The organism is Anabaena sp. CCY 9910, from assembly GCF_963920875.1.
Classification (GTDB): Bacteria; Cyanobacteriota; Cyanobacteriia; order Cyanobacteriales; family Nostocaceae; genus Trichormus; species Trichormus variabilis.
On the sequence record NZ_CAWUDJ010000001.1, the window covers coordinates 339,185 to 363,078 of the forward strand.

Genomic DNA, 23,894 nt, shown 5'->3' on the forward strand with positions numbered 1-23,894 from the left:
TTAATCACGTCTGTACAATTTTCAGAGACGTGATTAATCACGTCTGTACTAAATATTTATTGAATTTTGAATTGATTAAATGCAGACTGAACCCAAACCAGGCGCACTATATATAGTTGGTACACCGATTGGTAATTTGGAGGATATCACCTTTCGGGCGGTGCGGATATTGCAAAATGTGGATTTGATTGCGGCGGAAGATACGCGCCACACAGGGAAATTACTCCAACATTTGCAAGTAAAAACACCACAAGTTAGTTACCATGAGCATAATCGTAGTAGTCGCATCCCAGAATTATTAGAGCATTTGCATAGTGGTAAAGCGATCGCTCTCGTCAGTGATGCAGGTATGCCGGGAATTTCTGATCCTGGTTATGAACTGGTGAAAGCCTGTGTTGAGGTGGCCATTCCCGTAGTTCCCATTCCTGGTGCGAGTGCGGCAATTACAGCCTTGAGTGCGGCGGGACTACCAACAGATAAGTTTGTATTTGAGGGTTTTTTGCCAGCTAAAGGTCAACAAAGACGAGAACATTTAGAGGCTTTACAAACAGAATCCCGTACTTTAATTTTCTACGAATCGCCCCACCGTCTGCGGGAAACTTTACAAGATTTAGCAGAGGTTTGGGGAAGCGATCGCCAAATAGTCCTGGCAAGGGAGTTGACTAAATTATATGAGGAATTTTGGCGAGGGAGTATTGAGGAAGCGATCGCCCATTATCAACAAAAGGAACCCCAAGGTGAATATACGCTTTTGGTAGCGGGAAACCCACCCAGCCAAACCCTACTAACAGAAGAACAACTCAAAGCTGAATTACAACAATTAATCAGTCAAGGAATATCGCGATCGCAAGCTAGCCGTCAACTAGCAAAATACACTTCCCTCAACCGTCGCCAAGTCTATCAAATTGCTCTTTCTATAGTCATGAATCCTGAATAGTTAAGTAAAAGGCAGAAAGGAAAAACAACGTGCTGAACAAAAAAAAGAACGCAGCGATCGCTTGAGGGCGAAGCTGCGAGAATTAAATACAGATACAGATACTATTTAACCGAAATTGCTAGTTATATAGATATAGTCTCTGTATTGGGTAATTGGTAATGGGTAATCGAGAAGATTATGTTTACCCATTACTGATCAATTTTCAGGAAGAACCCATTTAGGTGGTTCCATCCTTTTTTTCCGCAGACGCTCTTCTGCCATTTGCAACATTTGGTCTAAAGAAGTCTCGGCAATGAATTGAGAAGTAGCCTCTCGAAACTCAATGTTCGGACATTTATCCCCTAGAACACAACCGTTGACACAAGCTTGAGCGCAGTTAATTTTCTGCTCCACAGTCCATTCCTCTCTACTCAGGGTCTTTTTCTGCCCTCCAGGTAAATTTTACCTTGGTAGTTAAAATCAAATTAGTCTAAATATCTACCATTTAAAAAAAGGTCTGGATACTAGGCATGGGGAAGAGGTGCAAGAGATGATGACTATTGACTGTTGGCTGTTGACTATGGACTAATGACAAATGACCAATGACAACTGACAAATGACTCAACTTTTGGCTATTACTGGAACTATTGCGGCGATCGCTACTGCTATTGTGCCTCAACAAGGTAGCGTCGGTATCGTGCGGGTGTCTGGTTCCCAGGCAATAGCGATCGCCCAAACTCTGTTTCATGCACCGGGTAAACAAGTTTGGGAAAGTCACCGGATTCTTTACGGTTACATCCGCCATCCCCAAACGCGACAAATCGTAGATGAAGCGCTGTTACTGCTCATGAAAGCCCCTCGTTCTTACACCCGCGAAGATGTGGTAGAGTTCCATTGCCACGGTGGAATTATGGCAGTGCAGCAGGTGTTGCAACTATGCCTGGAAAGCGGCGCTAGACTAGCTCAACCGGGGGAATTTACCCTCAGAGCCTTTTTGAATGGCAGACTTGATTTAACCCAAGCCGAGAGCATTGCTGATTTGGTAGGAGCGCGATCGCCCCAAGCTGCTCAAACGGCTTTAGCAGGTTTACAAGGCAAATTAGCTCATCCCATCCGCCAGTTACGCGCTAACTGTTTGGATATTTTGGCAGAAATTGAAGCCCGGATTGATTTTGAGGAAGATTTACCCCCGTTGGATGATGAAACAATAATATCAGATATTGAAAACATTGCCGCAGAAATATCGCAATTACTGGCAACTAAAGACAAAGGTGAACTGCTGCGGACAGGCTTAAAAGTGGCGATCGTCGGTCGCCCCAATGTAGGTAAATCCAGCTTATTGAATGCTTGGAGCCAGAGCGATCGCGCCATTGTCACCGACTTACCCGGCACAACCCGTGACGTAGTGGAATCGCAGTTAGTTGTGGGCGGCATTCCTGTACAAGTGCTAGATACAGCAGGCATTCGGGAGACGAGCGACCAAGTAGAAAAGATTGGGGTAGAGCGATCGCGCCAAGCCGCCAACACCGCCGATTTAGTCTTGTTAACCATCGATGCAGCCACAGGCTGGACTACTGGCGACCAAGAAATTTATGAACAAGTAAAACACCGTCCGTTAATTCTCGTGATGAATAAGATTGATTTGGTAGACAAACAATTGATTTCATCCTTAGAATATCCGCAAAATATTAGTCAAATTGTTCACACAGCCGCCGCCCAAAAACAAGGCATTGATGCTCTAGAAACCGCAATTTTAGAGACAGTTCAAACCGGAAAAGTGAAAGCATCTGATATGGATTTAGCCATTAATCAAAGACAAGCCGCAGCCCTCACCCAAGCGAAAATTTCTCTAGAACAAGTGCAAGCCACAATCACCCAACAGCTACCCCTAGATTTTTGGACAATTGACTTACGTGGTGCAATCCAAGCACTAGGAGAAATCACTGGGGAAGAGGTAACGGAGTCAGTGCTGGATAGGATTTTTAGTAGGTTTTGTATAGGAAAGTAAATACTGTCAATAATTATCTGTCGCGGTCTTCTCGGATTAATGCTGTACTATCAGGCCATTCCACATCAGTCCGCAGACTTTCACGACGCAGACGATTTTCCTCTAAAATTTTGAGTACATTCTTTCGCTTTTCCTGTTCCTCTGCTATCTTCTGCAAGGCTTGGTGCAATATTTTTATAACTTGAGCTTCAACAGAGCTATTTTCCGCTTTCGCTAACTCTTGCAGTTGTGCGTATAACTCATCAGGTATATCCAGCGTGCGAAGGGTAGCCATTGCTTAATTTATCGGTCATGGTAGCACATGGGAGTTTGGGGAAGTGAGGAAACAGACTCTTAACCTCTTTTGCGCTTTCCTTTGGGTCGATACTGAACACCTCGTAGAAAGCTACCTAAATCTGGATCTCTATTAATATCGTAGTTACCTTCACCAAATATAGTTTTTAATTCCTGCTTATATTTATCCATTTCTTTAGGTAAAGAACTATTAGATATAATATATGCCTTTGGAACAAAATCTAATGATGGCTCTGATTGTTTGAATACCTTCTTAAAATAAGTATATGTATTTATAACTTGTTCTTTAGCATTTTCGATTTTACGCCCCTTCAACTCTACAAAACAAATAATGTTTTTATTTTCTGTTGCATAAAATACAATTAAATCACAACTTTTCATACCTACTTGATCTAAACCTAATAGCTGACGTAATTTGCAACTAGGATTTTTTTCCGGATCTATTGAGAAAAAGAGGACTGTCTCTCCACTAACTGGTTCTATTCTTATCTCTATCCCATCTTCTCTATGACTAGTTTTACCTGGTAGTAAACAACCTGACAGTAATAATGTATTGAAAGGCATTATTAAATCACTCCATAACCTAATAGTGATTATGGAAAAATATGAGATATATCATCAGATACATCTCCAAATGTACCCCAATCTATACGTCCTTTTTCATTTAAAATATTCTTTGCTGTACCATTTTCAAACAAATATACCGAAACATTCTCCTGAGGAATAAAAGCCTCTGTTCGCTCTAAATAAAATCGTTTTTTTATGTTCTCTTTGTCTTCATATTTAGCTGCTTTCATTAAGTTACTTAAATGCTCCACAATATAAGGACTATGAGTGGTAATTAATACTTTTAAACCAGATTGAACTAACATGGCTAAAAATTCGATTATTTCTACTTGAGCTACTGGGTGCAAATTCATTTCTGGTTCATCTATAATCAGCAACTCATCTGGTTCAGCAAGATAACGCAGACAAAGAACTAAGGGAGCTAGTTCTTTAATCATAGAAGAAGTGACTGAGATTTCTAATTTTATATTGTCTGATGGTTGAAAAATTATTTCCTTTTCTAATCCAGGCTGATTAAAATCAATTCTACCTTGTAAAATATGTTCTTCTAATAGCTTTGCTAATTCAATATAAATTGCAATTTCTGGACTGTTGCAAATTTCCTCTTCTCTCTCATCAGATGTTTTTATATATGCGTTAGCTAATATACTTATTAAATTTTGGATCGGTTCACTTGGCTTTTTACTTCTTTGTCTATTCTCCTGTTCAGATATTATTTGTTCAATATCAGGCTCAGAGATTTCTGAAATTGCTATATTTGAATTTTCTCGTTTAATTACTTCCTTTTTAATAAAAAAAGGAAAAGTTATGAAAGTCGTTCTTTCTGTAGGAAAGATGTAAACATAGGAATAAAAAGCTCTATGAATGATTTGGAAAACTTCTTGGACTAAAATCTCTCTCAATAACTTTTTAGAAACTGTTTTTAATATATCTTTTTTGGACACCAAGTTAAAATATATATAAATTTCGTCTAATTCTTTTATAATACTTAGATACTCTTCACCTTGAGAACCAAAAGAAAACTTTCTTTCTATATTACTTTTTCTGATATTTTCAATTATTTGGTGTTTTGTTGTAGATAAATCAAAACTTATCTGCATTTTCTTAAAATCAATACTTTCGGTACTCAAGAATTGTTTCATCCAAATAGGAGATAATTGGGCAACATCATTAATATATATGTCAGTATATTCATCAACAAATCTAATTAAGTCAATATTAACATTTCCTTCTTGTAGAAATTTCTCAATAGCATTGTCTATAATTGGATACCTATTTTGAGTTTTGTTATTAACATAGCTTTTCCAATATCTATCAAAACCATGTCTACCAAAAATAGATGCTAATGTATAAGCTGTCCAAGTCTTACCTGTTCCATTTCCACCAATAAAAACAGTGAGAGGTTTTAAATCTATCTCAGCCTTTTCTACAGCACCTAAGTTAGCAATTTTTACTTTCATAGATCGTGTAATTTAAGTTATTCGTAAATAAGTCTATAGGATTAATTCATCCTTACCTTGTCCTAGAAGTTTAGCAACTTCTATCTATCACTTAATCATATATCTAAAAAACAATCTTAGATATCATTACAAAGTTATCTCTCTCTTGACTTTCATATACAATATAAACTTGACTAGCTCTCTGTAATCTAAAACTTAAATCTGAGAGTTAATGTTTATTATTTTCATACAATTTTTCAAACGGAGAGGGGGAGATTCGAACTCCCGGAGGTTTTAGCCTCATCCGATTTCAAGTCGGACGCAATCGACCACTCTGCCACCTCTCCAAATAAACTGTCGAGCTACTGCTTTGCCTACATTTGTGGGTGAGCAATAAAGCTGACAGATAATACTATATCTTATCATCTACACAGATGGTACTACTGAATTTGATCGCTCATAAAAAATTTCCTCTTTCGCCACCTGAAAATCTTCGCCCACCCAAATTAAGGAAGCTTGTGTCACCTCACCCGCCTCTAGGGAAACCAGGGAAAAATTCCGCAGTTTGCCGCTTTCACCTTCCACAATCCTTGGCACACTAGCGGCGTTAAGGTAAACTATGCCCTCTGGACTTTTAAATATGGGTTTGCGTAGTTCTTTTTTGGTGTGGCGTAAACTATGGTGCATATGACCAAAAGTCACCAAGGCAATCTGTTTACCAGCCGTCATCGTTAGAGAAATCGCCTCGGCTAAATCTGGATCACCAAAGTCTCCGCCTATGGGATGCCAATCTTTACCACATGGGTCTTCTGGCCGATCGCCTAATCCACTCGGCCCGTTATGACCAAGGAAAATAATCGTCTCACAGGCTGCACTTTTTACCGACGCAAAGATTCTCTGTGCTGATTCTTCCAGATTGGTCACACCGTAACGCTCTTTACAGATGTTAGCAAATCGCCATTCATGACCACCCCAGCTAAAAGGACGACCACCCACTACGGTTAAATTCCATTCTGGGAAATCCAGTTTACTATAACCAACATGGGCTGAACCCAGTAAATCTAATTGTTCCTGTACCCAGTCTTCCTTAGTGCGATCATAAGGGCATTTCTTGCGTCCCCATTCCGTGGCAGTGTACCACGCATCATGGTTACCCATAACTGCTGCTTTGGGAATATTCAATGAAGCGATCGCTCTTACCACTTCCACCGACTCATTACCAAAGTCCCCCACAAACAGCACTAAATCAACACCCAGATGCTTGAGTGCCATGCCATCTTCTACTTCCCACTGATCATGGATATCTCCAACTACAGCAATTTTCAGAGTTTTGGATTGATATTTTTGACTGGTCATGCCACTTTCCTTGCCGTATATTTCCAGCATAGGAAACTCAGCCGGATTTGGACACTATTTAGGGGTATTAACCCGCCATCTATTTTTGGTAAAAACTACTATAATTAAATAACCAGACAAAATTTGTAATAAAAAGTAACCCTAACTGTGTTTACCACTGCCTTTGCTCAACGGGAACAGACTCAACCAGGTGGACTACCACTAGATTTATTTGCTGCGATTGAGAGTCTGAAAAAAGAACTCAATGCGGTTATTTTGGCGCATTATTATCAAGAGCCGGATATTCAAGATATTGCAGACTTTATAGGCGATTCATTACAACTAGCTAGAGCCGCGGCCAAGACCAATGCAGATGTGATTGTCTTTGCCGGCGTTCATTTTATGGCAGAGACAGCCAAAATTCTCAATCCCGACAAATTGGTACTGTTACCAGATTTAAATGCCGGTTGTTCTTTAGCAGATAGTTGTCCACCGAAAGAATTTGCCGCTTTTAAAGCAGCACATCCCGATCATTTAGTAGTTTCCTATATTAACTGCTCTGCTGAAATTAAAGCTATGAGCGATATTATCTGCACGAGTTCCAATGCCGTGAAGATTGTGCAGCAAATTCCTCAAGAACAACCGATTATTTTCGCTCCTGACAGAAATTTGGGGCGTTATGTGATGGAACAGACGGGACGGGATTTGGTACTGTGGCAGGGTAGCTGTTTAGTCCATGAAACCTTCTCTGAGAAGAAGATTGTACAATTAAAAGTTGCTCATCCCCAAGCAGAGGCGATCGCTCACCCAGAATGCGAAAGCAGTGTCTTGCGCCACGCCAGTTTTATCGGCTCTACAGCAGCTTTACTCCAATACTGCCAAACCAGCCCCAGCCAAGAATTTATCGTGGCAACTGAGCCAGGAATTATCCACCAAATGCAGAAACTAGCACCTAACAAGCATTTTATTCCTGCCCCGCCCATAAATAATTGTGCTTGCAATGAATGTCCATTTATGCGGTTAAACACCCTAGAAAAACTTTACTGGGCGATGAAAAATCGGACTCCGGAAATCACCATGTCAGAAGATATCCGCATCGCCGCTTTGCGACCAATGCAACGAATGTTAGAGATGAGTAATTAGTCAATTAATTCTTATATTTTTTACAAATAAAATGGGGAAATCAAGTTTCCCCATTTTCCATATCATCTCTGTTTTCCAAATCCTCAAATCTAAATATTCTCTCTGGGTGACACAGTTCATACACTTGTGAATTGCTTAGTCATCATGGAGATTTATCCGCCTCTTTTTGTGCCGCCTCACTATATTTCTTATATAGCTGAGTACGTATCTTGGCTTCCTGGTAACGGCTGTGATTGGCTGGTACTGCACTCATTAAATCAGATGCTCGTTGCCACATAGCCGCTAACTCCAACCATTGAGTTGCACTAGTAGCTGTTTTACCAGATGCGGAGGCTTGATTAGCCAGGCGTACAGCCGAAGCAAAGGAGTCTTCAGATTCGTTAGTAGCGCCGCTATTAAAAGCCTTGTTCAGTACTGCTGATTTTTTCCCGTTAGTGTTGGCTGTAGCTAAAGAATTGTGATTGTCTAGTTGTGCTGAATTTTGGAGTTGTTCACCAAACTGACTATAAAAAATCCACCCGACCGATAGCAACAAGCACAAACCAAATGCTGACCGCAACTTAACTTTGGAGACTTTTGTTTGTTTACCTTTTTTATGCAGTGGCGAGAGATCGCGTAAATTTACCTGTCCTTGTTCGGCTTGGGCTTCTTGGAAATCACTGATCAGTTGCTTGAGGACATTGGGTTGAGCAAGGGTGATTTCTTGTGACCAGAGTAATTGATTGTCGCGATCGCGGTCAATTTCTGTCAACCATAGCAGTTGTTGTTCCCGAACAATCCGACTGTTAATTTTGATGCGGCGAATATGGCGCGGTGCAATTGATTCCAGAATGTGCTGGATTTGCTCTACCAGACTAGATTGCTCAAGTTGTTCTACCTTGGCTGCTTCGCATAATAGTTGCAGGACACCATCAGCAAAAACAGCCCTAATTCTCACACCGGATTTGGTGAGCTTTTCGTTTAATAGTTGAATAATCGCCGCAACGCTTCCTTGGTGAGCTTGCCAGGCGATATCGTTTATCCGATCTACCATTGGAGATTTAATAATAGCTTTTAACCCTGAATTTTTTAAAAGAATCATAAATTTAGGCTGTTGTTCTACTGAACTTTACCTTGTCTTCGATTTTAGGAGTAAAAAGATCCGGTTGTCACATAAAATCTTAAAAATCTAGCCTCCCTATACTGATATCTACCAAGCTCTATCTTTACCGTTTTGCCTGTGTCAGTTGTCAGTTGTTAGAGACGCGATTAATCGCGTCTGTACGATTAATCGCGTCTGTTGTTAATTTCAGTTGTTTTTTATTGCGCTGTACGTGTCAGTTGTTAATTGTTTTACCTCTGACTACTGACCACTGTCCACTGACCACTGACAAAATCAAAGATATTTACCGCACTACAATCATACTTAACCAAAACTAAATAACATCAGGGTCAACACTTAACGCTTTTAACTTCTCTGCCAATATTTTTCTAGTTCTCAACACCACCCTCTCCTTTTTATGCTTTCAGAACGCTTTACCCAAGCCTTGACCTACGCTACTCAACTCCACACTCACCAAGTCCGTAAAGGTTCGGGTATCCCTTACGTGGCTCATTTGTTAGGAGCTGCCAGTATTGCCTTGGAATATGGAGCCAATGAAGATGAAGCCATAGCAGCACTTTTACATGATGCGGTGGAAGACCAAGGTGGTGCAGAGACACGAGAAGAAATTCGTCGCCGCTTTGGTGAAACTGTCACGGCAATTGTTGATGGTTGTACAGACGCTGATACAATGCCAAAGCCCCCTTGGAAACAACGCAAGGAGGCTTATATTGCTCATATTTCTACCGCTTCTCCATCAGTGCTACTGGTATCAGCTGCTGATAAACTCCACAATGCTCGGTCAATTCTCCAAGATTATCGCCTTGTGGGCGAATCCCTTTGGGAACGCTTCCAAGGTGGTAAAACTGGTACTCTTTGGTATTACCGATCGCTTGTGGATGCTTATCAAAAGACTGAAACTAGGGCAATTTTTGCAGAACTGGCACGGGTAGTTACCCAAATTGAGGATTTAGCATCTCAGAAAAAATCTGAAGCATGAAGGCTGAAAAATTCTTTGCCTCATACTTCACATCTTTTTTATGCTTCGACTGTAACAGGAAAAACAGTCTTGTTTGGGCTAGCGGAACATACTACTAATAGATGTATCTTCATGAATCCGCCAGATGGTTTCCCCTAACAAGTTAGCGACTGATAACACTACTAGTTGGGGAAAGCGATCGCTTTCTGGTATGGGTATTGTATTGGTGACAATTACTTCCTCAAACAAGCCACTGGACAATCGTTCAACAGCAGGAGGAGAGAAGACTGCATGGGTTGCACAAGCGTATACCTGACGCGCCCCTTCTTCACGTAATAATTTAGCGCCGGCGGCAATTGTCCCACCAGTATCGATCATGTCATCAACCAAAACTGCTGTTTTGCCTTTGACATCACCAATCACATTTAAAACTTCGGCGACGTTATGAGCCTGACGGCGTTTGTCAATAATCGCCAGTGGGGCATCATTGAGCTTTTTCGCAAATGCTCTTGCTCTGGCTACACCACCAACGTCAGGAGAAACGACTACAATATCATGCAGTTGTTTGCTTGTTAGATAATCCAGTAAGACTGGTGAACCGTACACATGATCAAACGGAATATCGAAGTATCCCTGAATTTGAGCAGCGTGTAAATCCATTGCCAAAACGCGATTAGCGCCAGCTTGAGTAATCAGGTTAGCAACCAACTTGGCAGTGATTGATTCTCTCCCTGCGGTTTTACGGTCAGCACGAGCGTAACCATAGTAAGGAATTACTGCTGTCACCTGTCGCGCAGAAGCACGCCGACAAGCATCAACCATAATTAGTAATTCCATTAAGTGATCGTTAACTGGTTGACAACACGGTTGGATGAGGTAGACATCACAACCCCGAATCGATTCCTGAATTTGAACATACAGTTCACCATCCGCAAATCTCTTGCGAATCATGGGGCCTAAGTCCATACCCAGGTAACGAGCGACTTCTTGAGAAAGTTGTACGTTAGAAGAGCCAGAAAACAGCCGCAGGCGATGATTTTCAGTCAGTCCTGTTGCAGTTGGCTGCATTTTAAAAGTTGCAGAACTGAGCACAGCAGATCCTCGATGTGCATTCATGGCAATCTTAGCATTAGATATTTGGTGGATTTAACTGAAAGAGAGCAAAAAAAACATCTGTGTGTTTTTTTGAAGCTTTCATAAATACTTTAAATATTTCTCAATATAATCATCATCTGCTCACTTTTCGTTCCTTTTGATAAACAAAGCATCATGCCGATTAACCCACGGACTAGCAGAAACTAGTTTAATTCTCGTTCATTATCAGCAAAACCAGATTTTCCGAGTCTATTTAGACTGGGAGACTTCTTCTATATATTGCTAACGGAGGATTAACCATTAAATTAGTTAGTTGGTTTTGTCCTAATAGCAATTAAGAAATAGAATCATTAACAGACAAAAACCTTAACGAATTCTAAGGGTTCATTTAATATTCTACGATATTAGTCTCAAAATTATAATATAAACTGACAAACTAAATTTTTGACTGGTCATCAACAAATTTTTTCAGTTTATAAAATCATCTTAACTATTATCCATTCAGATTATAGTTGATGAGTTATTAGCTTACCGGCTGAAATTTCATATTCTCCTGAAATATAGTTTATTTTTGAGGACAACTACTCATTCAGGGAAAGTTCCCCAGCAAGCAGTGATTTACTCTGAAGGTTACAGAGTAAAGATGCGACGATGCGCCCCTCCGTCTTTCCTACGGAACCCTCCATGAAAGACGATGGCGTTAAGCTCACCGTAGGCGATCGCCCACCTGAGAGCGAAGCGAGTATGAGTCTAACTACAAGATTTTTCTGCTATTTTTCACAAGCTTATTTAAATATACGAAATGCGTGGGAATGATTGTTGCCTGCTCCCAAAAAGATTTTTTTGAGTCTATTGAACTGTTTTATGAAACTGAATGGCAGACATTGGTACGAAAGTAAAACAAATTCTACCACGACAATTAAAACCATCAATACCGTATTTCTATGAATTGAGAAATTCTTGTGGAGAAAATTGTAGTTAATTTCCACAAGCTCCCCTTTTTGATTATTACCTCAGACTTTTGATCGAAATTGACAAAAAATTCCCATCTGAATTTCAACCAATAAAAGGTGAAACCTTTGGTTGGGCATTTACACCCCTAAACCCAGTTTCCACACCCAACCTGAGTGCGTAACTCCTACGAGTAGACGATCGCCTTTCATTTGAGGCAACATTATTGATGGTAGATCCAAAGGTTGCCGAGCGTTGCACAATAGGCATACAACACATTAGTTGCCAGTTTACCTGCTGTGTAGGGTAGAATATCGCCGCAGGTAACTGTCTGTCGCCGCTTTGATTTATCTTGGTGGGTGACTTACTCCCTCCTGAGTTGCTATTACACTCTACTGATTGATCATGCAACCACCAATTTTAATTGGCACTGTCCTGCAAAATCGTTACCGCATTGTGCAAATTCTCGGACAAGGAGGATTTGGTAGAACCTATTTAGCGGAAGACCAGAGACGCTTTAACGAACTGTGTGCGATTAAGGAACTGATTCCTACTGCAACAGGGACTGTTGCTTGGGAAAAGGCTCAAGAGCTTTTTCACAGAGAAGCCGCTATCTTATATCAGATAGAAAATCCCCAAATACCAAAATTCCGCGAAAAATTTGAGCAAGACCAGCGCTTATTCTTGGTACAAGACTATGTAGCGGGGAAGACCTATTGGGACATATTGACGGAAAGGCAAGCTACCGGCAAAGCTTTCACGGAGTTAGAAGTATTACAGTTAATGCGCTCATTGTTACCAGTCTTGGAACATATCCACGGGCGCGGCATTATTCACCGAGATATTTCTCCAGATAATATTATTTTGCGGGATAGTGATTCTCAGCCAGTGTTGATTGACTTTGGGGTGGTCAAAGAGTTAGCGACGCGTTTGCAGTCTCCAGAGATGACAACACCAGTTACCTCCGTGGGAAAATTGGGCTACTCTCCTAGTGAACAAATGCAAACGGGGCGGGCTTATCCTAGCAGTGATTTGTATGCTTTAGCAGTCACCGCGATAGTTTTATTAACGGGGAAGGAAGCATCAGAATTATTTGATGAGAACCAACTGAGTTGGACTTGGCAAAGATGGGTGAGAGTACATCCCGTCCTTGCCCAGATTATAAATCGGATGTTGAGTCATGCACCAGGCGATCGCTTCCAAACTGCGGCAGAAGTCTCCCAGGCATTACAAGCCATAGACCAACCCAATGTTGGTGTTTCTCTTCCTAATGTTTCCCGTGTGCAAACAATTGCGGTCGGTCGTCGTCCTGACTTTGCACCACCACCACCTGCACCCAACAAATCTGAACCTGTAATTCCTCCCAGCCGCAGTAGTTCAGTTTTAGATAGTCCTCTGGCTTTGGGGGCGATAGGTACGGCTGTAGTCATTTTGGCTGGTGTCGGTTCTTGGGCGCTGGTAAGTTCTATTCGCAGTCACTCATCATCACAGCCTGGTGAAACACCGCCGCCCCAAACCTTCCCCTCGCCAGTAGTTACAGGTGGTACTACTTTCTCAACCGAAACCCCAGAACCAGTAGTTCTAAACAAGCGTCTCAATCTGGGAAACTCTAATACAGCTACGGTTGCAGATACTATCCAAGCAAATCAGATTATTCGATACAGTTTTTTTGGCAACGCAGGAGATAAGGTAACTACCTTTATTGACCAAGGTGAAGGCGTGTCATTGACTATTGTGGGTAGGAATCAACAGCCAATTGATAGTAGCGCCCAGCAAGTGACCAACTACGTAGGTACATTACCGAATACTGGAAGATATACCATTCAGTTGACTTTAGGTTCAGGGGTGGCTGCAAGTGACTACAGTTTGAATGTAGCCATAGAAAAAGCCATTCCCGCGACACCAACACCAACCCCCACGCCTACGGAAACTCCAACACCAACCCTCACGCCTACAGAAACCCCAACACCAACCCCCACACCGACGGAGACACCAACACCAACCCCCACGCCTACGGAAACCCCAACACCAACCCTCACGCCTACAGAAACCCCAACATCTGTTCCTGAACCACAAAGTTTACCCTAATAGAACTTACTTATGGATACAAAACATCAGTTTCGATACCAGCGTTACCGTAATGCCTGAATGCCAGCGCCAACAGTGTATTACAATATTTGTGAGTTCTTAGCGATCAAAACTCTGAAGTAATGCGATTTACTTCATCACTTACCCGTCTTCATTCAGATTATTAAACCAGATTGTTGAAGTCACTACTAATTACTGGAACTGATACAGAAGCTGGCAAAACTGCTTTGACTACAGTTTTGGCAGCTTACTGTCAGAAATATTACCCCCAAGGCAGTTGGGGAATTATGAAACCAATTCAATCGGGAATTGGCGATCGCGAATGGTATCAAAATCTGTTTACACTAGAGCAAACAATCGCCGAAATTACACCTCTGCACTTTAGCGCACCTCTGGCTCCTCCCATCGCCGCCGCCAAGGAAAATCGTTCTGTAGATTTAGCTATAGTTTGGCAGACTTTAACCCAGTTGCGATCGCGTCTTGATGTGTTGTTAATTGAAGCTTTAGGCGGTTTGGGTTCACCAGTCACCGACGAGTTAACAGTGGCAGATTTAGCCGGGGAATGGCGCTTACCTACAGTATTAGTAGTACCAGTAAAATTAGGTTCCCTGGGACACGCTGTAGCAAATGTAGCATTGGCTAGACAAGCACGAGTGGATCTCAAAGGAATTGTGTTGAACTGTACACAACCTATATCTGATGAAGAAATCGCCGACTTAACACCAAAAGATTTAATTCAATCCCTCACGAATATTCCAGTCTTAGGCTGTCTACCTTACGTAGATAACTTCTCTGATTTCGATCAACTGGTGCAAATCGCCTCAAATTTATATTTAGAAACACTGGAGTAGGTGAGTGTAGGGGTTTAGGGGTTTAGGGGTTTAGGGGTTAGTGAAATGATGATTCTCTCGTTAGTTTGAGAGTCATCATTTACCGCTTGGTAAAAAGTCCCCAGTCCCCAATCCCCAATCCCCAGCCTCCAATCCCCAGTCCCCAACCCCCTCATGTGTACAACTGAAAATTTTTGGGAATACTATTCACAGCCACCAATATCCCCAGTTGTCAATTAACTTGAGGAATGTCCAAAAATGTCTATTGAGCAACTCCAGCCTGCCACTCAGCAACAAGCGAGTGTATATTTGCCTTATATTCAGGGTACTAAACGCAATTCTTTGCCCCTTGCTATTAGTCTTTATCAAAAAGGCATTGTGGAAGGTCAACGCAAAATAGAAGCAGGTGAAAATGTTCCTTTTGTCGCTTCTTGGAATGTTGCTACTCTACCTTCAGATTTGACACGTTGCCGGATACAGTTTGATGGCAACGCTGAATTAAATTACGAAGTAATGATGGCAAGTTTTGAATTTATGAGTTTTCTCATCGAATTAATGGAAAATCATAGACGTTATAAGCTGACAGATTTCTCGCAATCTTTTTACCGCAAACTCCTGCGTATAGATGAATGAAAGTCTGTTTGCGTATATGAGTGTAGGAGTTTAGAGACAGAAATATATTCTGGAATCTATGCTCTTATACTCTGGAATTTATTAAAATTTGCTAATTTTTGGGTTTATTTAAACAATTTTAATTGTGTAATTTAAACAAGATTAATTTTCTTATATTTAACATAATAACTCTCTACCCGTAAGGAAACTCTTGATTTGATCTGTGGTCTATATAGACGGATGTTTTCGACAGGGTACAAGTGGACAGGACATTAGACCAGAGCAAAAATAACCGCTCTACTGAAAACTTAACCAAGCGCTCACGCAGAAGTGTTTATCGCAAATCCGAAAACTGACACGCGTAGCACAGTAAAATTATTTAGCATTTATATTCATTTAAATACCAAAAAAAAGTACATTTCAAGAAATTACCTTGTGAGAACGTCTGAGGTTTCTGCCGGAACCAACTAAAATTAGTAAACACCTGGCTGGGTTTTACTGCCTTTTGAAATTAGGAGTGCGTGTGTGCCAAAATCTGCTAAATATTTGCTGATTGGCTCGACTGAGACTTATAGCGGTAAGTCCGCAACAGTTCTAGGATTGTCTCATCAGTTACAGCAAAAAGGATTAGATATTGCTTACGGTAAACCATTAGGCAATAGTTTGAGTACATCTGAAGGTACTTTAGTTGAAGAAGATGTCCAGTTTATTACCCATAGTCTCAATTTATCGGCAAATCGTATTGCTCCCACAATATTGGCTTTAGATGAAGCCAGTATGCAGAAACGTCTATTTGGTGAAGACACAACTGATTATTCCCAAACTTTGGTGGAGCAGTATTTACAAGTTCCTCGCGGGGATTTAGTTGTGCTAGAAGGCCCTGGGGATTTAGCAGAAGGTTATCTGTTTGATTTGTCTTTACTGCAAGTAGCAGACGTTTTGGATGCGTCTGTACTATTGGTGAGTCGTTACAGTTCGCTAATTTCTGTGGAATCGTTATTATCGGCTAAACAACGTGTAGGCGATCGCTTGATTGGTGTTGTGATCAATGATATCCCGCCTGCCCAGTTAGAAACCGTTGATAATTTTGTCCGCCCTTATCTAGAACAGCAAGGTATTGCCGTGATGGCGATGCTGCCAAAAAATGATTTACTCCGTAGTGTCAGCGTGGGCGAATTAGTCAAACAACTCAACGCCGAAGTTCTCTGTCGTAGCGATCGCCTAGATTTGATGGTCGAGAGTTTAGCAATTGGGGCAATGAATGTGAATGCAGCTGTGAAGTATTTCCGCAAACGTCGGAATATGGCAGTGGTGACAGGCGGCGATCGCGTGGAAATTCAGCAAGCAGCCTTAGAAACTTCTACTCAATGTCTCATCCTTACCGGACAATTACCTCCTCCACAATTTATCCTCAGTCGTGCTGAAGAGTTAGAAATTCCCATCTTATCCGTTGACTTAGATACCCTCACCACTGTAGAAATTGTTGACCGCACCTTCGGCCAAGTGCGTGTCCATGAGCCGATTAAAGTACAGTGTATTCGTCAGTTAATGGCTGAAAATTTTGATAGCGATCGCCTGTTATCTAAACTAGGTTTAACGCCCGCTACAGCCTTACCTTAGATTTCCAACCTCTTCACACACAAATCTTTTGATACAAAATGAAAAACTTTACGACTCAAATTCGCTTCCTACTTACACGCTCTTTGGTAGAATAGCTTGGTCGTTTAATCTGAATATATCCGTCTTTGAGCCAGTCAACAGACCTCATTAACCTCGATACGTTAGCGCAAGAACTGGCGACAATCCAGCAAACAGGTTCTAAACGAATTGCCTTGCTGGGTTCCCGTCATGTGCCAATTACGCATCAAAATCTCATTGAAATGATGACTTATGCCCTGGTTTTGTCAGGGAATCGAGTCATTACTTCTGGTGCTACAGGTACTAACTCGGCTGCCATTAAGGGCGCAATGCGCGCTGACCCCAATTTGCTCACGGTAATTCTACCCCAAAGCTTAGAACGTCAGCCCCAAGAATCTCGCCAGCAACTAGAACAGGTGATGCACCTAGTAGAAAATCCTAGTAATGATAACTTGTCTCTTGCTGAAGCTAGTTACTTGTGCAACAAAGAAATTGTCTCCCGATGTCAGCAGCTCATCTGCTTTGCGTTTCATGACAGCCGTACTCTCCTACAAACTTGTGGAGATGCGGAAGAACAGAGAAAGGTTGTCACACTTTTCTACTTTGATTAGTCAACAGTCAATAGTCAAACATCGGGACTATAGACTGATGACTGATGAATAACTAACCATAAAGCATGATTATTTTCTTATATTCTATTGCCGCAGCTGCGGTTTTAATTTATCTGCCATTTTTGGTGGTAGGTTATGCTCGCGTGCGTGTTGGGTATGATGTTTCTGCTCCACGGGCGATGTTTGATAAGTTACCACCTTATGGACAGCGAGCTACATGGGCGCACCAAAATTCATTTGAGGCGTTTATGATATTTGCCGCAGCCGCTCTAATGGCTTATGTGACTGGTGTGAACTCTCCTACAGCCGTATGGGCTGCGATCGCCTTTCTGGTGGCGCGTCTGCTATACTCTATCTTCTATATTTTGAATATACCGCTTTTGCGATCGCTCATGTACGCTATTGGCTCCCTTGGCTCTGGTACTCTCTTTGTCCTGAGCATAATTCAAGCTAAAGGTTGATTAGGAAGCGGGGACTGGGATTCTTTTCAATCCATGTTCTATCCTTGATCTAAAATCCAAAATCGCAAGTTAGACATTCTTTATGGCTTCTACTTATTCCTTTGACATTGTGAGCGATTTTGATCGGCAAGAACTAGTTAACGCTGTTGATCAAGTCATCAGAGACCTGAAAAGTCGTTACGACCTCAAAGATACTCAGACAACTGTCGAGTTGGGTGAAGAAAAAATCACGATTGGTACGGATAGCGAGTTTACCCTAGAGTCTGTTCATAACATTCTTCGGGAAAAAGCAGCCAAGCGTAATCTCTCACAAAAAATCTTTGACTTTGGCAAAGTAGAATCGGCCAGTGGTAATCGCGTCCGTCAAGAAATCACCCTCAAAAAAGGCATCAGTCAAGACATCGCCAAGCAAATTTCTAAATTGATTCGGGATGAATTCAAAAAAGTCCAAGCTTCAATTCAAGGTGATGCTGTGCGAGTGTCTGCTAAAGCAAAAGATGATTTGCAAACCGTTATCCAACGCTTGAAACAAGAAGACTATCCAGTGGCTTTACAGTTCACTAATTATCGTTAAAAGGTAATTTCAAAACATAAAAAAGCGGGTGATATATCATATCCCCGCTTTTTTGTTTGATAAATTATTAAAAGTTAACTGTTGACTATTGACTGTTAACTGAATTTATGATCTTCCGCCAATGCTTTTTTGAAATGCTGGTCGTTCAGTCATTTGCTTAATATAGTTCACCACTGCTGGATAATCGCCCAAATCTAGTTTCAGCATGATGGGAATATAAGCCAAAATAGACCCCACTGCAACATCAGCAACACTGAATTCGTTACCCAGCAAAAAGGGTTGACGCTCAAAAATTTCATTGAGAGGAGTTAGCAAACGGGGCATTTCTTTTTCTCGATTTGCTTCGACAAAAATACCAGGCCCAAGGGTGGCGTTAGCAAATACTACCCATTGGGCGAGTATCCCCCGTTCCTCTGCTGACAGGGGAGCTTTACCGTATTTATCCCGAAGATAAAGTAAAATTGCTCCTGATTCCCAAAGCTGAAGATCCCCATCTACAATCGCGGGTACTTTGCCAATGGGGTTTATTTTCAGGTATTCGGGCTGGCGATGTTCCCCCGCCTGCATATCTAACAAAACAAACTCATAGGGAACTTCTATCTCTTCTAAATACCACTTCACGATGGAAGCGCGGCTAAAAGCCCCTCCATAAAGTTTCAGCATAGCTACCTGAGATTAAAGTACTTTGTGAGTGTGGGAGTGCTGTTTGACGTTATCGTCTTTTGTTACTACTCTATTAGCATTTAATACCCGCTTACGGTCAAGGGAATATTTAAAATCCGTATAGGTTGTACCGAGAGGAATCAGAGTTTTGGCAATTTCTCGACGCTTGTATGTACGAGTGGCTGCAAATACTCGTGACGCAAATTCATCGGCGAACTGAGCCGTATCAGGAAAGCCTACGGGTAAGATTGGCTCATCTCCATGCAAAACTGAACCCAAGGTGGTTGCATAGGCAAATTTATAAGAGGTGGGGATACCCTTCATAATTGCTTCTAAAGAAGCTGAGGGTATTGGTTCAATCACATCGACTTGATGAACTTCGCCATCTTCTTTAATGAAGCAGGTAGCCAGACCGATGACAATATAATCATCACCATTGAGATCGGCTGTGTTTTGCTCAGAAATTGTAGTTGTCATAGGGATTGGGGAGTTTTCAGTGTTGATTGCTGTAAGGCCCTGTGGGCATAGCTGCGCTTTAAGGGAAGGGCATTTAGTCCGTGCTGAGTAGGAAGCCCTTATCTCACGCGATGTGCGATTTATTTTTGAAACCCCTCTCCAAACCTCTCCCCGAAGCGGAGAGAGGCTTTGAATCTTGCTCCCCTTCCCTGTCTCCGACACGCTGCGCGAACGCAGGGAAGGGGTTGGGGGTTAGGTTTGAGAGAAAGTTGCACACGGCGTTATCTCTTAATTTTGAATTTTGAATTTTGTAGCTTTAGCTTCCCGTAGGGTATTTTGAATTGATTGCCCTTGTGTGTCTTCCCTGGCATTTTACCGAATTTGTCAGTCTTACTACTTGAATAGTCTTAGAGATTAATATTTCTTGTTTCAGGAATTTACCCTGAGGATGACGTATGTATTACTAGATTGGAGCGTAAATAGTCTGTATCAGGTGTGCTTGTCGGCAAGAAAATTTCTGAGCAAGCTACCACCACAACTCTAATTTAATTTCTCAGACTAAGCAGCGAAGGTAGGAAAACATGAACAGTCACTCATTTTTAGCCTCTGGTGATCAGCAGAATAACTGTTACCAATTTATTGCTAAGACTAAACTTGACCCTCAAGAACATGGGGCTAGGGGTGATGAGTCGGGGTTCGGTGATGGCTACTTACGCTCTTGTGCTTTGAGATCAGCGCAACAAGGAAATTATCGCGAAGCGATCGCTCTCCTGAACCAATTGATTAACCGCCATCCTGACAACGCGGTTGACTACAACAACCGGGGGTTAATCTATTTTCAATGTGGACATACTCAAAAGGCAATACAAGATTACAACACCGCATTACATTTGAATCCTGATTTAGCCAGCGCTTACAACAATCGCGCCAATTATTACGCAGCTTGTGGACAACTAGCAGCCGCTCTGGCTGATTACGATCGCGCTATTGATTTAAATCCTCGTCATGTGCGAGCCTGGATTAATCGTGGCATTACTCTACGCGATTTGGGCGAATATGACCAAGCAATTGAGAATTTTGATATTGCCCTGGTTTTTGGTCAGTTAGAGGGGCATATCTGGGCTGAACGTGGTAGAACTTACCATCTTTGGGGTGATTGGAATTGTGCTATCGCCGACTATCGTCGTGCCGAAACTCAATTACCTTCGTTACATGGTCGCAGAGATGTTCCTGGCTACCGTTTGCGGCTACAAATGGAAAATTGGTTAAATGAATTGCTGCCTTCGGCGTAATTAGTCAGTTGTCAATATAAGAGACGTTGTGTACAACATCTGTACATTAATTCTTTCCCCTATCCCCTGCCTAATCGGCAGTACAACCCTGTATTTATAAGCCACTACATCTATAAAAATAATTTATATTATTTCAACCCCAAGGCAATACTTTCCTTAGGGCAAAGATTCTGAGGCTTCGGTATCTACTTGCTCTTCATTGGTCAATACAATGGGAATTTGATTAGGAGCAAATCGGAATCCTTGCTGTTGTCTAATACTATTAGCTTGACTCGAATCAAGATTACGGCTCAATTGAGCTTGTAAATCGCTAACGCGCTTTTCCATCTGTTTGACCTCAACACGCACTTCGCGCAACTTTGTTTGCTGTGAAAAGTGATGAGGTACAAGCTGCATCAAAGCGGCTGCTGCTGCGGCTGAAATCGCTATATTAGCCCCTATTTTCACTGTGGCTTCTATAGCCATTACTCGATAAGAGCGTTGGCGTAGATGCCGTTTTGGGCGGGGTACAGGACGAGGTTGGGGCGTAGGTTGTTGCGGAAATTGGGAAGGTTGAAAAGCGTTCATGATGCTCTAGAGAAAATTGCCTGATTGAATAGCTGAACCGTCAAGAGCCTACTGGCATAGATAACGGCTGAGATTAGCTGACATATTACTTCATTTTTTCCAAATTGCTACACGTATGCTATTTGTCAAAAGTACACAAAAGATACGTAGGTAACTAGTTGGCACAGCTTTCTGGAATTCAGCCACCAGTATATGGAAACTGCTCCTTGTATGCCAGGATTATTATTCTTTTAAGAGTTAATGTCAATTGCAACGTGTATCTCACTTGTAAAGCACAACTTACTGTATGATGTACAGTTTTGTATGTTTTGATTCCTCAGGGAAACTAAACCATTCTAAAGTATCAATCAAAACTTGCTTCTGTCAATTTTATTCTCATGGCAGATGTTACTTTTCTCGCAATTACTACCATTTTTGCGAGATATGCGTCTATTGTAGACTCATAAATGAGCATATATTTTCGATATATATTTTTATCTCAGGACGTATATACACTTAATGTACAAGTATAAAAAATACAAAAAGGTGTCTGGATAGAGAAACCTTGTTTAATTCTCGTGGGTGCAAGTTGCACTGAAATTTATCTAACAAACAAACAAAACACAACAATCCAGATACTTTGGATTGTTGTGTTCAGTAATAAGAAGCTTGAGTTTACATCAAGCCTGTTTGATGACTAAATCATGACAAATTTTCATGACAAGTACCTAAGCAGACTTGATGAGAGGCTTCATTATTTGTAAAGTTCTGTTGCTAAACGCCAAGCTAGAAGACCTGGAATCAGCGCTACAGCTAGAGCGATGTACACTTGGGTATCCGAAATGGAAGACACTTGAGCAAGGTACAGAGTAGGCATGGTGGGAAACCTCCTAACCTTAAATGGATGTTGACATAGTAGTTCGTTTACTACTTTTCCTTGTTTTGCCAGAAATATGGAATATCTTGTTACAAGATGCAACAAAAGCACTTGTTAGTCAGTAGTCTTAGTTATCTTTCATTAAAAAAATTTATAAAAATATGGATTTTTATTTGGGGATAGACTTTGGTACGTCTGGTGCTAGGGCTGTGGTAATTGATGAATCAGCCCATATCCAGGTGCAGGTGCGTTATCCTTGGCTAGAGGTTGATTCCCTAGTCTCTAGTTGGCAAAAGGCCTTGTTGACGCTGCTGGGACAAATTCCCGAACAGTTGCGGCGAGAAATAAAAGCGATCGCAATTAACGGCACTTCCTCTACAGTTTTATTATGCGATGCAAATGGCAACCCTGTAGATACCCCCTTACTCTACAACGATGGGCGGGGATCAATAGTACTAAATGAGTTGAGAGATATCGCACCAGCAAATCATACTGTTTTAAGTGCTACCTCCAGCTTGGCTAAATTGCGCTGGATGATGCAGTTACCCTCTTTTGGCGAAGCACAATATTTTCTCCACCAAGCCGACTGGCTAGGGTTTCTCCTACACGGAAAGTTGGGAATCAGCGACTACCACAATGCTTTAAAGCTGGGGTATGACGTGGAAAAGTTGCAATACCCAGAATGGTTAGAAAATTTGCAACTACCAATTCAGCTACCCAAAGTGTTACCGCCTGGGACTCCCATTGGTGAAGTACGTCCCGAAATTTCCCAACAGTTTTTATTACCTCCAGACTGCTTGGTATGTGCAGGGACAACAGATAGTATTGCAGCATTTCTGGCGAGTGGGGCAAAATCTCCAGGGGAAGCGGTGACTTCCCTTGGTTCGACATTAGTACTCAAACTTCTGAGTCACACCCCTGTAGAAGATGCACGATATGGAATTTATAGCCATCGCCTTGGTGATTTGTGGCTAACCGGTGGCGCGTCAAATACGGGGGGTGCAGTATTACGCGAATTTTTTACTGATGCTGAGTTAGAAAACTTGAGTCGTGAAATTGATGCCACAAAAGCCAGCGAATTAGATTATTATCCCTTGTTGAAAGTAGGAGAACGCTTTCCCATCAATGATCCCAATTTACCCCCACGCCTTACACCACGCCCAGACAATCCAGCCGAATTTTTACATGGCTTATTAGAAAGTATCGCCCGCATAGAAACCCAAGGATATGAACTATTACAAAAATTGGGTGCAGATAGCTTAAATCAAGTCTATACAGCCGGTGGCGGCGCAAAAAACTCTACCTGGAATACAATTCGGCAAAGAAACTTAAAAGTCCCCGTCATTTCTTCACTTAATACAGAAGCCGCCTATGGTTCAGCATTGCTGGCGATGGGAAGATAAGAGAAAAACTCCTCCTTCTCTCTGCGCCTCTGCGT

The 23,894-nt window shown here is 41.7% G+C and carries 26 protein-coding genes and 1 tRNA gene; 14 read left to right on the top strand and 13 right to left on the bottom strand.

Annotated features, from left to right (window positions below):
- Positions 1–79 precede the first annotated feature (79 nt).
- Positions 80–937 (top strand): 16S rRNA (cytidine(1402)-2'-O)-methyltransferase, encoded by an 858-nt coding sequence (gene rsmI / locus ACM5QX_RS01440; RefSeq protein ID WP_011318780.1) that lies wholly within the window; start codon positions 80–82, stop codon positions 935–937.
- 195 nt (positions 938–1,132) lie between these two features.
- On the opposite strand, the gene ACM5QX_RS01445 is transcribed toward rsmI, so the two are convergent.
- The gene (locus tag ACM5QX_RS01445) at positions 1,133–1,330 is read right to left on the bottom strand and encodes a hypothetical protein (RefSeq protein WP_011318781.1); all 198 of its coding nucleotides are present in this window, start codon (positions 1,328–1,330) and stop codon (positions 1,133–1,135) included.
- 202 nt (positions 1,331–1,532) lie between these two features.
- On the opposite strand from ACM5QX_RS01445, the gene mnmE reads away from it, so the two are divergent.
- Positions 1,533–2,924 carry a tRNA uridine-5-carboxymethylaminomethyl(34) synthesis GTPase MnmE gene (gene mnmE, locus ACM5QX_RS01450; protein WP_414752066.1) on the top strand — a complete coding sequence of 464 codons (1,392 nt, stop codon included), beginning with the start codon at positions 1,533–1,535 and terminating at the stop codon, positions 2,922–2,924.
- A 13-nt stretch (positions 2,925–2,937) separates the two neighbouring features.
- Here the strand turns inward: mnmE and ACM5QX_RS01455 are convergent, their stop codons facing one another.
- The 5 genes from ACM5QX_RS01455 to ACM5QX_RS01475 form a co-directional block, all read right to left on the bottom strand.
- Positions 2,938–3,198 (bottom strand): FitA-like ribbon-helix-helix domain-containing protein, encoded by a 261-nt coding sequence (locus ACM5QX_RS01455; RefSeq protein ID WP_414752067.1) that lies wholly within the window; start codon positions 3,196–3,198, stop codon positions 2,938–2,940.
- Positions 3,199–3,257: 59 nt separating this feature from the next.
- The gene (locus tag ACM5QX_RS01460; protein WP_414752068.1) at positions 3,258–3,782 is read right to left on the bottom strand and encodes a hypothetical protein; all 525 of its coding nucleotides are present in this window, start codon (positions 3,780–3,782) and stop codon (positions 3,258–3,260) included.
- A gap of 29 nt (positions 3,783–3,811) precedes the next feature.
- On the bottom strand, positions 3,812–5,245 hold the full coding sequence (locus ACM5QX_RS01465; RefSeq protein WP_414752069.1) for an AAA family ATPase: 1,434 nt from the start codon (positions 5,243–5,245) through the stop codon (positions 3,812–3,814).
- A gap of 241 nt (positions 5,246–5,486) precedes the next feature.
- Positions 5,487–5,571, bottom strand: a tRNA-Ser gene (locus ACM5QX_RS01470).
- Between the two features lie 79 nt (positions 5,572–5,650).
- Positions 5,651–6,610 carry a TIGR04168 family protein gene (locus ACM5QX_RS01475; protein ID WP_414752070.1) on the bottom strand — a complete coding sequence of 320 codons (960 nt, stop codon included), beginning with the start codon at positions 6,608–6,610 and terminating at the stop codon, positions 5,651–5,653.
- Between the two features lie 117 nt (positions 6,611–6,727).
- Here ACM5QX_RS01475 and nadA point away from each other — a divergent pair, with 117 nt between their 5' ends.
- A complete protein-coding gene (nadA, locus tag ACM5QX_RS01480) occupies positions 6,728–7,702 on the top strand; it encodes a quinolinate synthase NadA (RefSeq protein WP_414752071.1) in 975 nt (324 codons plus the stop codon).
- Between the two features lie 142 nt (positions 7,703–7,844).
- Here the strand turns inward: nadA and ACM5QX_RS01485 are convergent, their stop codons facing one another.
- Positions 7,845–8,735, bottom strand: coding sequence for a hypothetical protein (locus tag ACM5QX_RS01485; protein WP_414752072.1), 891 nt, complete (start codon positions 8,733–8,735; stop codon positions 7,845–7,847).
- Between the two features lie 466 nt (positions 8,736–9,201).
- Between ACM5QX_RS01485 and ACM5QX_RS01490 the strand changes: the two genes are divergently transcribed.
- Positions 9,202–9,783 carry an HD domain-containing protein gene (locus tag ACM5QX_RS01490; RefSeq protein WP_414752073.1) on the top strand — a complete coding sequence of 194 codons (582 nt, stop codon included), beginning with the start codon at positions 9,202–9,204 and terminating at the stop codon, positions 9,781–9,783.
- Between the two features lie 78 nt (positions 9,784–9,861).
- Here ACM5QX_RS01490 and ACM5QX_RS01495 read toward each other — a convergent pair whose 3' ends face one another.
- The gene (locus tag ACM5QX_RS01495; RefSeq protein WP_190566216.1) at positions 9,862–10,878 is read right to left on the bottom strand and encodes a ribose-phosphate pyrophosphokinase; all 1,017 of its coding nucleotides are present in this window, start codon (positions 10,876–10,878) and stop codon (positions 9,862–9,864) included.
- Between the two features lie 663 nt (positions 10,879–11,541).
- Between ACM5QX_RS01495 and ACM5QX_RS01500 the strand changes: the two genes are divergently transcribed.
- Complete coding sequence (locus tag ACM5QX_RS01500; protein WP_414752074.1) at positions 11,542–11,673, top strand: hypothetical protein; 132 nt, start codon at positions 11,542–11,544, stop codon at positions 11,671–11,673.
- Positions 11,674–11,913: 240 nt separating this feature from the next.
- Here ACM5QX_RS01500 and ACM5QX_RS01505 read toward each other — a convergent pair whose 3' ends face one another.
- Positions 11,914–12,078 (bottom strand): hypothetical protein, encoded by a 165-nt coding sequence (locus tag ACM5QX_RS01505; RefSeq protein WP_414752075.1) that lies wholly within the window; start codon positions 12,076–12,078, stop codon positions 11,914–11,916.
- 135 nt (positions 12,079–12,213) lie between these two features.
- Here ACM5QX_RS01505 and ACM5QX_RS01510 point away from each other — a divergent pair, with 135 nt between their 5' ends.
- The 7 genes from ACM5QX_RS01510 to ACM5QX_RS01540 all read left to right on the top strand — a co-directional run bounded on the left by ACM5QX_RS01510 (position 12,214) and on the right by ACM5QX_RS01540 (position 18,622).
- Complete coding sequence (locus tag ACM5QX_RS01510) at positions 12,214–13,896, top strand: protein kinase domain-containing protein (RefSeq protein ID WP_414752076.1); 1,683 nt, start codon at positions 12,214–12,216, stop codon at positions 13,894–13,896.
- A 173-nt stretch (positions 13,897–14,069) separates the two neighbouring features.
- Positions 14,070–14,747: a dethiobiotin synthase gene (gene bioD / locus ACM5QX_RS01515; RefSeq protein ID WP_414752077.1), complete on the top strand. Its 678-nt coding sequence runs from the start codon at positions 14,070–14,072 to the stop codon at positions 14,745–14,747.
- Positions 14,748–14,984: 237 nt separating this feature from the next.
- Positions 14,985–15,359 carry a type IV pilus biogenesis protein EbsA gene (gene ebsA, locus ACM5QX_RS01520; protein WP_011318790.1) on the top strand — a complete coding sequence of 125 codons (375 nt, stop codon included), beginning with the start codon at positions 14,985–14,987 and terminating at the stop codon, positions 15,357–15,359.
- 504 nt (positions 15,360–15,863) lie between these two features.
- Entirely contained in the window at positions 15,864–16,958 is a 1,095-nt protein-coding gene (locus ACM5QX_RS01525) for a phosphotransacetylase family protein (protein ID WP_414752078.1), read from the top strand.
- A gap of 125 nt (positions 16,959–17,083) precedes the next feature.
- Positions 17,084–17,587 (top strand): DNA-processing protein DprA, encoded by a 504-nt coding sequence (locus tag ACM5QX_RS01530; protein ID WP_011318792.1) that lies wholly within the window; start codon positions 17,084–17,086, stop codon positions 17,585–17,587.
- A gap of 65 nt (positions 17,588–17,652) precedes the next feature.
- Positions 17,653–18,048, top strand: coding sequence for an MAPEG family protein (locus ACM5QX_RS01535; RefSeq protein ID WP_414752079.1), 396 nt, complete (start codon positions 17,653–17,655; stop codon positions 18,046–18,048).
- Positions 18,049–18,130: 82 nt separating this feature from the next.
- Positions 18,131–18,622 (top strand): YajQ family cyclic di-GMP-binding protein, encoded by a 492-nt coding sequence (locus tag ACM5QX_RS01540; RefSeq protein WP_011318794.1) that lies wholly within the window; start codon positions 18,131–18,133, stop codon positions 18,620–18,622.
- 105 nt (positions 18,623–18,727) lie between these two features.
- On the opposite strand, the gene ACM5QX_RS01545 is transcribed toward ACM5QX_RS01540, so the two are convergent.
- On the bottom strand, positions 18,728–19,285 hold the full coding sequence (locus tag ACM5QX_RS01545; protein ID WP_414752080.1) for a glutathione S-transferase family protein: 558 nt from the start codon (positions 19,283–19,285) through the stop codon (positions 18,728–18,730).
- A 12-nt stretch (positions 19,286–19,297) separates the two neighbouring features.
- A complete protein-coding gene (locus ACM5QX_RS01550) occupies positions 19,298–19,762 on the bottom strand; it encodes a hypothetical protein (protein ID WP_414752081.1) in 465 nt (154 codons plus the stop codon).
- Positions 19,763–20,322: 560 nt separating this feature from the next.
- Here ACM5QX_RS01550 and ACM5QX_RS01555 point away from each other — a divergent pair.
- Positions 20,323–21,033, top strand: coding sequence for a tetratricopeptide repeat protein (locus tag ACM5QX_RS01555; RefSeq protein WP_414752082.1), 711 nt, complete (start codon positions 20,323–20,325; stop codon positions 21,031–21,033).
- A gap of 156 nt (positions 21,034–21,189) precedes the next feature.
- On the opposite strand, the gene ACM5QX_RS01560 is transcribed toward ACM5QX_RS01555, so the two are convergent.
- Together ACM5QX_RS01560 and psaM are read right to left on the bottom strand one after the other, a co-directional pair.
- A complete protein-coding gene (locus tag ACM5QX_RS01560) occupies positions 21,190–21,600 on the bottom strand; it encodes a hypothetical protein (protein WP_414752083.1) in 411 nt (136 codons plus the stop codon).
- 733 nt (positions 21,601–22,333) lie between these two features.
- Positions 22,334–22,456, bottom strand: coding sequence for a photosystem I reaction center subunit XII (gene psaM / locus ACM5QX_RS01565; protein ID WP_011318799.1), 123 nt, complete (start codon positions 22,454–22,456; stop codon positions 22,334–22,336).
- A 161-nt stretch (positions 22,457–22,617) separates the two neighbouring features.
- On the opposite strand from psaM, the gene ACM5QX_RS01570 reads away from it, so the two are divergent.
- The gene (locus ACM5QX_RS01570) at positions 22,618–23,859 is read left to right on the top strand and encodes an FGGY-family carbohydrate kinase (protein ID WP_414752084.1); all 1,242 of its coding nucleotides are present in this window, start codon (positions 22,618–22,620) and stop codon (positions 23,857–23,859) included.
- Positions 23,860–23,894 lie beyond the last annotated feature (35 nt).